Source organism: Sphingobium sp. D43FB, assembly GCF_002312805.1.
Taxonomy (GTDB): domain Bacteria; phylum Pseudomonadota; class Alphaproteobacteria; order Sphingomonadales; family Sphingomonadaceae; genus Sphingobium.
Map to the genome: position 1 here is coordinate 1 of NZ_NMUA01000066.1, position 7,896 is coordinate 7,896.

Annotated in this window: 5 protein-coding genes; all 5 read right to left on the reverse strand. The window is 61.1% G+C overall.

The features are described 5' to 3' along the window. Window positions 1-109: 109 nt before the first annotated feature. A complete protein-coding gene (locus SxD43FB_RS22490) occupies window positions 110-661 on the reverse strand; it encodes a winged helix-turn-helix domain-containing protein (RefSeq protein ID WP_096064028.1) in 552 nt (183 codons plus the stop codon). A gap of 547 nt (window positions 662-1,208) precedes the next feature. Then, window positions 1,209-2,987 carry an ATP-dependent helicase gene (locus SxD43FB_RS22495; protein WP_037476304.1) on the reverse strand — a complete coding sequence of 593 codons (1,779 nt, stop codon included), beginning with the start codon at window positions 2,985-2,987 and terminating at the stop codon, window positions 1,209-1,211. After that, window positions 2,980-4,761 (reverse strand): AAA family ATPase, encoded by a 1,782-nt coding sequence (locus tag SxD43FB_RS22500; RefSeq protein ID WP_096064030.1) that lies wholly within the window; start codon window positions 4,759-4,761, stop codon window positions 2,980-2,982. The genes SxD43FB_RS22495 and SxD43FB_RS22500 overlap by 8 nt, the downstream gene beginning before the upstream one ends. Window positions 4,762-4,876: 115 nt before the next feature. Continuing rightward, a complete protein-coding gene (locus SxD43FB_RS22505; protein ID WP_096064029.1) occupies window positions 4,877-5,626 on the reverse strand; it encodes a hypothetical protein in 750 nt (249 codons plus the stop codon). Then, window positions 5,623-7,812: an N-6 DNA methylase gene (locus SxD43FB_RS22510; RefSeq protein ID WP_333974939.1), complete on the reverse strand. Its 2,190-nt coding sequence runs from the start codon at window positions 7,810-7,812 to the stop codon at window positions 5,623-5,625. Before SxD43FB_RS22510 ends, SxD43FB_RS22505 begins: the two co-directional genes overlap by 4 nt. Between the last annotated feature and the right edge of the window lie 84 nt (window positions 7,813-7,896).

Genomic DNA, 7,896 nt, shown 5'->3' on the forward strand with positions numbered 1-7,896 from the left:
GATTTGGTCCTCTGATCCTTGGGCGCTGAAGGCCGGGTGCCGCGCCTGGCCCAGCGGCGGGTGATCTTGTTTTTCTGGCCGATACGGGCCTCGTCCTGGAACCATACCTCTATGGGCGTGTCGCGCGAGAGGGCGGCTTTAATCTTTGCCAGCTCGGCTGCAAAGCCCCCTTTTTGAAGTCCTCCATCGCATATTCGTTCTGGGCATGGTGACGTGGGCGTGCCGTCAATTTGACATAGCCCAGCTTTTTCAATTCTCGCCCTACGGTCGTTTCCGTCAGAGACACCCCAAATTCGTCATGAAGCCACCGCGCCAGGTCGATCAGCCGCCAACGCACAACTCCATGGATCGCTGGTATCGGTCCACTTTCAACGACCTCCGCGAGCGCTTGGCGCTGGATATCATTCAGCAAGGGCGGCTTGCCTGGGGCCTTGCCGTCAAGGAGGCCGGCTGGACCTCGGGCGTTGAACCGCATCACCCAATCCCGCACGATCTGCAGGGTCACTCCGCCGATGCGCGCGGCATCGCTGCGGTTCGCGCCATCATAGATTTCAGCCAAAGCTAGCAGTCGGCGTCCCTGGTTCGCACTCTTCGTCGTCCGCGCCAGTCGCCTCAAGCCCGCTGCATCAAAGTCGTCTCGCAATCCAATCGCTGCACCCATGACAATGCCCTCCAACCCGAAGACATAGATTCATAGTTTCGCCGCTTTGGGAATCCCCCACGTGAGTCAGCATCACGGACGGATGGTATGAGCCGGAAACCTCTTGCCCCAGACCCCCATCCGCCCCATCTCACGCTAGCTAAGGCGGGTTGCGGCGAAGCCTGCCGTTTGAGCGTCGCACGTCGAACGGCAGCATTGTCTCACGACCCGGCGTTCGCCCCCCGGCAAAACCGACCCATTCCGGCCTTTCAGCAGGAGAATTTCGCCTCCTAGGTGCAGACCGTCCACTATTTTGGCGGCTGACCGCTTTGGAGCGACCCGACCAACTGAAATAGCCGACTCTCGTTCGCACTACTGCCTTCCTAAGCTCGAAAAGATGCTTGTTCTTCATCGCACGCGCATATCGCCGCTCAGGACATTAAACGAAGAGGCCATCAAACAATACTCGTGCGTCGCCTGGGCTTTTTATGTCTGGCCGGAGAATCCGCTCGATCCGACTCCGGAATGGCCGCACGGCTCGAACTGCCCTGGACCCATCGCGTTGCGGTTAACCCTGCTGGCTCCGCTTGTAGAGTTCAACGACCCAGGGCGAAGGATTTCCGTCCTGATAGACGATCGCGAGCTCCTTTCGCGGCCGCGTCACGCCAACATAGAAGAGCCGCCGGGCCTCGCGCAGCGCCGTTGGCGTTTTTCGGTCGCGTTGACTTGGGAGCGCCCCGGCGTTCATGCCAAAGAGAATGACCGCATCGAACTCACGGCCTTTTGCGCTGTGCAGCGTACTGAGACTGACGCGGCCCGTTCCCTCAATCCGGCCAGCGAAAATGTTGAGGGCAATGTCCCCGCCGCGCGCAGGATCCGTTCGCGTGGCTATCTCGGAGCAAACGTCCCATTCTCCCTGTGGATTGCGCGCGATCGCGCGCCATGGCGTGACCAATTCGCGCCAGAATCTTTGCAACCAGAAATGGGTGGTCTCGCCGCTGTCAATCCCGCTGCGCAAAAATGCAATCAGCTGGCTTGATAGCATCTGCTCTTCCGCGTCGCTGCTGCGTCCGCCGAACACCAAGGCCTTGGCCTGCGAGAGCAAGCGCGCAAAAGGCGGGTTGGCCTCGCGCCAGCCGCCGGTGGTCCAGCGGGCACACCCCTCAATGAACCGCGCGAGCCGCGAGCTGCGTTTGATCAGCGCGTTGCCGTCGGTGCGGACATAGGGGATATCCTTAGCATCAAGCGCGGCGGCGATCTTGTCGCCCAGCCAGGCCGCGCGATAGAGAATGGCGACTTCCTCGGCGGGATGGCGCTCAAGAAGCACGGGTAAGATCTTGTTGCCGATAGTGCGCGCTTGCGTATCGATGTCGCCTATCACCTTCCAGAAGAACAAGTCGCCGTCGGGCGCACCGTCGCGCCCACGATAATCGCGCTCCTCGCCGAGCGCGCCCATCGAGGCGCGAATGATCTTGGCGCCGGACCGGTAGTTAAAACGCAGGCGAAGGACGCGGACATCAGCACGCGCGACCAGGCTTTGCAGCAGTTCGGGATCAGCGCCGGTAAAGCCGTAAATCGATTGGTCCGCGTCCCCTACCGCGAACAGGCGCATTCCGCCGGCGAAGCAGAGGAGGAGCACCAGTTCGTGCAGCGCATAGCCAAGGTCCTGATATTCGTCGACGAATAGGACCGGAAATCGTGCTCGCAGTGCGGCACGAATCCAGCCATGCTGCTGGATCATGCGAAAGGCGATCAGCGGCATGTCGTCGAAGTCGATCAGACTGCGGCGGCGCAGTTCGGCCTCATAGGCTTCGATAAAATCGGCAAGCTCAGGATTGCAACCGCGCCAATCAGGGCGCGATCGGTCGACATCGCGTCGGCGCTTCTCTTCGGCAAAGCCCCAGCGATCATGGGGATCGAACTGGTCGTCAAAGACCTGCGAATAAGCAATTTCGACCGCAGCACGGCATTCCGCCCGGCTCGCGACGCGGAATTCATCCGGCAGCAGTCCGGGGAGACAGCGCGCATAAGGCACGATCACCTGCGTGAGCGCGAAGCTGTGGACCGTGCCGATGAAGGCGCGATCGTTGCTGGCAATGCCGAGCGCGGCGAGGCGTGTCTCGAGCTCGATCGCGCACTCGTTATTGTAGGTGATACATGCGACCCCGCGCGGGTCGACGACATCTTCCACGAGGCAGCGTGCCATCGCCGTGGTCAGGGTCTTGGTCTTGCCGCTGCCAGGGCCGGCCAGGACAACGCAATGGCCGCGCTCCTGAACCGCCGCGGCCTGTTCGGCGTTGGCAGCAAGATCGACCAGTGCCCGCGCCAGCGCGAGATGGTTAGACACGGTCGGCCACGAACCTGATGGCGGCAGCGATATAGCCGGGTGGATGCTGGCCGAAGGGCAGCTTGCGGGCGATCTTGGCGCTCAGCCGTCCCTTCCCGATATCCGCGACCATCGCGAGCAGCTGCGCAGGATCGACTTTCATGTCGGCACGCCAAGCTGCGATGCGCTTGGTGCGGACGGAGCCGAACCCCTGTTCAGATAGGATATCGAGGAGCGTGCCGAGCAAGGCGGGGGTATTCGCGACGGAGACTTCGAAGGTCTGGTCGTTCAGGAAAACGCCGGACTGCTCCCACGCTTTGCTGAACGCGGCAAAGTCTGACGCATCCCACCTGGCGCGCTGCGCAGCCGAAAGCACTTCTCTCCCTGATACAGACGCATAGGCGTCCCAGATGTCGAGGGTGCGGGCTATGCCGAGCGGCGGCTTGGTGCCGTCGAGGGGATCCCAGTCGGTGACGACCGAAAACGGGAAGCCCAGGCTGGCGGCGAGTTTGACATAGGGTGTGAAATTGACACCGGCGACGTTGCACACCGAGATACCGAGCCGATCAAGATTGTACCCAAGCGCATCGGCAAACGCCGGCATCAGCGTTTCCTCGGCGTCGCCCTCGACGAAGATGACGCCGCGAGAGAACAGCAGCTCGGAGCGCGTGGCGGTCAGGTAGCGCTCGATGTCATCAAGGTCTTCGGGCGTAACGGGGAGGTTCGCGAGCGAGTAAGCGTTCGTCCTTCCACCTTGCGCCTTAAGGTGCACAATCGCGCGAAGCGGCGCGACAGCGGCGAGAGTCGGCGAGTGGCTTGTGACGATCAGCGCCTGGTTAGGATCGCCGGCGTTGAACAGCTTATCGAACACACCGCGCTGCAGCTGGGGGTGGAGGTGTGCTTCGGGCTCCTCGATGCACAGCAGCGAGTAGTTGCGCTCATTCTTCGCCCGGCGCCACGCGAACTCGGCGAGTTTGAGTGCGATCAGCGCGACATTGGCAGAGCCGAGGCTCGCTTCCGCGATGCCGCGTTTTCCGTTGTCGATGAACATGGAAATCGAGCGGAAAAGGCGCAGCGGGTCAGCTGGCGCAAAACGCAGACGGGCATCGATGTCGTGGGTCTTACCGGCGAGATCTAGGATACCTGAGCGCAGTCCATCCTCGAGCGCCTTCACCGTAGGAAAGGCCTCTAGCGCCTTGGTGGCGCGATCGAGGTCGGCGGCGACGGCTTCGAGCGATGCGTGATCTACACCGGCGATCGCGTCTTCGAGCAGGGGCCGGAGCGGCGAGTTGCGCCACGAGCCGAGCTGGCCTTCGGCGTCGCGCAAGGCGTCGAGCATGTCGAGCGCGATACGACGCCGCAGCCGGCTGGGAATCGGGCGCGATTCATCTCCACCACCGTAGACGATGAACTCGCAATCCGCGCTGGACTGTGGCGGCCCGCCAACCTCCGGCTTCTTGCGAAAAACATAGCTGAGCCTGGCGATCGTAGGATCACCGGCGATGCGAAAATCGGTGAGCAGGGCCGCCTGCGCCTCGTCGGTATCGAACCCGGCAAAGTCGAGATGCACTTCGATCCGCGGCCCCTTGGCAAGTTCGCAGCCGTCCCAGAAGTCGGAAAGCTTAAGCTGACGCGCCGCGTCAGCAAGCGTCGGGTCGAGAACGAGGCGAATGGCGAAAAGGAGATTGCTCTTGCCGACACGATTCTCGCCAAGCAGCACGACATTGCCGGCAAGGGCGATGTCGATCGCCTCAAAATTGCGGAAATTCCGGATGCTCAGCCTAGCCAGTCGCACGACATTCCCCTCCCACGCGATGCGATACTTCGTCTCACCAGAGGTCATACGGACGAGATGAAGTCAATCGGGCTTCAATCTCCAATATGGTGACAATAGCGCGATAAAAGAGCGGTTAGTTGGTGCTCATCGCGGAAATGTCACCGATCCGGACTGGTAGCCATAGGTGCCATATCGCGATCGGGCCAGGCGCGTCCGCCGGCGTCACTCTGTTCGGATAGCGAAAACTTCGGTCGTGCCGCGTTGCTGCCAAGTCATGCACGGCATGACGCCCCTCGACCGGCCAGTCTCTCACCGCAAAGGGGTCCGGCTTTGCGGTCCTGCCGGCAGAAAGAAACGGTACTAAGCACGATTCGATCGTGGACTGGTCGCGGACATAGGCAAGTATGAAGCCATCTCGGCCCGACCAGCCATACTCACCAGTCAAGAAACGGCGTAGTCCACTGTTGCAGTAGAGCGTGCACGACTTGCCATCCGGTGCGTCGATCAGCTTGCATTCGACCACCAAGGGAAAGGTCGGGGACCGTCCCGCTAAAAAGATAGAGAGATCCGGACGCTTTTCCAGATGAGCCCCGTCGAAACTCACGGTTTCCTTGCCGCGCGCGACAGAACGGACCAATTGCGCCCATAAGGGATCTTCGTCGAGCAGACGACTCAGGCGTGCTTCCAGTAGCGCGTTGATCTCGGCTTCGGATCCTGTTGCCAGTGTCCTTGCCTGACTGAGGGTCAGTTCGTTCCAAGCGAGAGATATCACGTCCGCGATCAGCGCCAAATGTTCCTCATGCAACGCCGTCAACGGTAGCTCGATCCCGCGGGTGAGCTCATCGATCTGCTCGGGGCGAGGTAGGGAAGAGCCAGCCGTCACGCGCTTGCACGCCCCTTCAGCAGGTCCATATGCTCCCAAGCGACACGCTGCGCGACGGCTCTGGCCTGACTTTCCGACCAGTAGCGTGCTTGGTCGAGCCGCCCCAACCAAAGGCAATCATTCGCTTCTTCGAATATGAACTCGGTCGCTGCGAAATGGTCTGCGAGCGGCAGAAATTTGCCCCAGTCGATATGCGGGACTGCCTGTCCATTCGGCTTCGCAACGCTGGAGGTAAGGCGAATGCCCCGCCACGGTGAGGCATCCAGCTTGGCGGCCGGCCGCGCTTCTATGCATCGGCCCAACCTTTTGCCCCATAGCGACAATTCTGCTTCCAAGACCGCGCAAAACTCGTTCACGGCCTCATCTTCGGCCGGAGCTTGGGCGAGACGGCGGTTCCCGGCGAAAGGCAGCCCAAACTTCAATGTGTCCGCTACGACCCCTAGGTCGCGCTCACGCAAATGATAGATACCGGCGCACCAGCGATCGACCTCGTCCCACGCGTCAGGGGTGCCGTCCTGAACCCGTTGGAAGAGCCGAAGCACCTCGGTCCGGTCATGGTGGGACAGAGATTCAACCGCGGGGATGAACAGTCGGTCGATCGTCGCTTTCTCAATCGTATCGCGCTCGAAGGCGAATTCACCACTAGTGATCAGAACCTGCCACAACGCGATCTTGCTGCCAATGACGAGGCTGAGGTAACGGACGAGCAATCCATCGTCGTGCGCTCGCGAGCTATAGCCGTACAGGCTAGTGTTGAAGACGGCACCGCCCTGCACGACTGCTGTCCTGATCCGCCCTAGGGAGGCAGGCGGCGCTTTCTGGACGACGACGAGAGCGCCGTCGAATAATGTCTCGGCCCGGCGATCATGAATGCGGGGCTCGGTGAAAAAAGGAAGTGTCCTCTCATCAACCAATATGTTGGTCATCGACGCGAGAGTGACTTCTCGGCGGCCGTGCAGGTAGTCAGCTGCGACGCCTGGCAGGCCATCTCCATGTTTTCTTATGCGACTGCTGTTCCTCAGCTTTTGGTACCCGTTTCCGGTGAAGCGGGCCCGCCCAGCCTCTACTCCGAAAAGGCGGCCCCAGTACTGACCGAGGCGCTCCGGCACATGAGCTCGCAGGCGCTCATAGACGTGGGCGTCGGCCCGCGTTCCTTTGAAGAGAAGCTTGAAGATTTCCGGCGTCTCGATGATTTCCTGCGTCGTGATTAATTCGGCGTTGCTCGCATCGATGCGCATGCCGCCGGCATGGTTAAGTGCCAATTCCAACCTCGGGCTGACCAAGCGACATCCCGCGCCCTGTGGAGGCACCTGGTTCCGAGCATAAAGAATGCAAAAGGGTGCCGCGATTTCCGGCCACACCCGCGTCTGGCGTAGCTCGACTCCATTGACCACGCCCGTAACGTCAAGCGCTGCAAACAACGCCCGTCGCGCCAACTGCATGCCATCGCCCTGCTGAAACAGTAGCCGGGCATGGAGCGCGAAAGCGATCTGGCCGAGCGGCTTGGCCCATTCCATTGCGCGCCACAAAAAAGGTAGGTCGAGCACCTCGTTCGGGATCGGCGGAGGTGGATATCCCTGCGGCAATCGCTCAGCCGCGACACGATGGATGACCGCCTGTACACTATGCCATTCCGGCAGGCGGGTGCTGGTTGCCCAAGGCGGATTTCCCACGACCAGATCATATCGACCGACATGCTCGTCGCCGACGGCAGGCCCCAAGCTACCTAGCGGCCTGTCCTGTCCGTCGTCGCACATCTTTAGGAGAACCCGGCCGCGAAGATTCTCGAACTTGAGTTTCCTCACCGGCTCAGGATTCGCGTCGAGTTCGATCGACATCAGATAGAGACCGAGCGCTGCAAAGCGGAGGGCCGCCTCGTTGATGTCGAACCCAGTGATCTGTTCGTAGAGGATGCGGCGCAACTCATGCGTATCAGGGCGTCGACCGGACTCTCGCCAATTCTCTGCCACCAGTTGACGAAAGGCGGTAATCAAGAAGACGCCAGCCCCCGCAGCTGGGTCAAGGATGCGGGCTGTATGGACCGGCGTCGAACGAGCGACCGCGTTTAACCCTCCGCGCACCATCAGGTCCGCGATCGGGCGAGGCGTATAGAAGCCACCTTCGCGCCGCTGCCGATCTGGTGTATGGCGCGGCGATCTGGATGAGAAGTTTCCGTCAATCAGGATGAGAACTGATCGTCGCGGTTTTCAAGTGGTGCCTGCTTTGATTGACGCTGGCAAGCGCTACTCGCAGGTTTGATTGTCGCTGCG